The sequence below is a fragment of the Paracoccus marcusii genome (assembly GCF_006151785.1).
GTDB lineage: Bacteria > Pseudomonadota > Alphaproteobacteria > Rhodobacterales > Rhodobacteraceae > Paracoccus > Paracoccus marcusii.
Window position 1 is genome coordinate 1 of sequence record NZ_VDDD01000256.1, and the last position, 1216, is coordinate 1216.

At 73.4% G+C, this 1216-nt stretch carries 2 protein-coding genes; both read right to left on the minus strand.

Annotation, left to right across the window (positions count from 1 at the left end; translation table 11 throughout):
- Nucleotides 1-474 (minus strand): DAK2 domain-containing protein (locus FHD68_RS18625; RefSeq protein ID WP_167550446.1); only part of this gene is annotated, 474 nt, incomplete at its 3' end.
- 57 nt (nt 475-531) lie between these two features.
- Nucleotides 532-1216 (minus strand): dihydroxyacetone kinase subunit DhaL (dhaL, locus tag FHD68_RS18630; protein WP_341872782.1); only part of this gene is annotated, 685 nt, incomplete at its 5' end.

Below are 1216 nucleotides of genomic sequence, written 5' to 3' on the forward strand. Positions count from 1 at the left end.
CAGCACCTCGGCCGCGGGCTGGCCCGCCTGCAGGCCTGCGCGGGCGGCATGGGCGGCAGGCGCCCAGGCATCGACCATGGTCTTGTCGCCGGGCTTGCCCTGGCCGCGGGCGGCGATCCCCTCGGCCATGGCGACGATGACCTCTGGCAGGCGGGACAGGGGCACCTGCGTCTCGGCGCCAAGCGCCGACGCGGCGCGCAGCAGGGCGCTGGCATAAAGCGGGCCGGTCGTGGCGCCCACCGCGTTGTGCAGGGACGACGCGGCCAGCGTCAGCCCCTGTGCCAGCGTCTGGTCCGCCTCGCCCGCCTCGCCCAGGGCGCGCGCCGCGGCGGCAAAGCCCCCGGCCATCGCCACGCCGTGATCGGCATCGCCGATCTCTCCGTCCAGTTCGGCCAGATAGGATTGTTCCGCGGCCATGCGCTCGGCCAGGCTGCGGAACAGGTCGGTCAGATCATGGCGCGAGAACGTCTGCATGTCGGACCTCATTGGCACGGCCCGCCGCAGGGTTGCAAGCGGTCCCGGAACGGCACGTCACGGCTGCGACAGGCGGCGTTCCACGCTGTCGGCCAGTGTCGTCAGGATCAGGCAGCAGGACGTCGCCCCGGCATCGGGCACCCCCCGCGACCGTTCGCCCAACCGCGCCGCGCGGCCCAGCTTGGCGACCATGTCGACGGTGCTGTCGCGCCCCTGCTGCGCCGCCCGCGCCATCGCCCGCAAGGAGGCGGCGAACCCGTCGGGTCGTGCCGCGTCGAAGGCCGCAATGGCCGGGTCCAGGCAGTCGATCAGGGTCTTGTCGCCGACCTTGGCGGCGCCGGTGGCGGTGACGGCGGACAGCCCGGCCTGCAGCATGGTCAGGAACCCGTCCGCGTCGATGGCGGCGCGGTCGCGGATGGTGCGGCCCATGTCGCGGAACATAAAACCGTAAAGCGGCCCCATCGATCCGCCGATCTCGGACATCAGCACGTCCGACAGCACCAGGAAGGCCCCGTCCAGCGGCTGGCCCGACAGGCGTTCGGCCGCGCGGCCAAAGCCCTTGGCCATGTTGATCCCGTGATCGCCGTCGCCGATCAGGCCGTCCACCTCGGACAGGTGCGCCTTCTTGGCGACGATCACCGCGGCCAGTTCCGCCACGATGTCGCCCGATTGCGCGACGGACAGGCGGGGATGGCCCGCGGCCTCGGGCGCGCGGGGGGCGGTGTCGGCGGCCGCGGCGGCG